Annotated in this window: 1 protein-coding gene; it reads left to right on the top strand. The window is 71.9% G+C overall.

The features are described 5' to 3' along the window. Window positions 1-210: hypothetical protein (locus tag ACLF6P_RS30180; protein ID WP_415954623.1), on the top strand; the 210-nt coding region annotated here is incomplete at both ends.

Here is a 210-nt window from a genome sequence, read left to right as displayed (position 1 = left end):
CTGGCTCACCGAACAGGACGAGGACGCCGGACTGGCCGCCTGGGCACAGGAACTGTCAGGACTCGAAGAACCCACCCTCGTGGCACCAGGTCTCGACACCGCCCTCCCCACCCGTCCGGCCCGCGCCACCGCGACGCTCGACCCCGACACCACCGCCCGCCTCACCGACATGGCCCGCACCCGCGGCCTCACCCTCAACACCGTCGTCCA

Source organism: Streptomyces lothianensis (assembly GCF_047779955.1).
In the GTDB taxonomy this organism is placed as follows: Bacteria; Actinomycetota; Actinomycetes; order Streptomycetales; family Streptomycetaceae; genus Streptomyces.
Note: the sequence above shows the minus strand (reverse complement) of the source record. Positions and strands in the feature narration are given on the sequence as shown.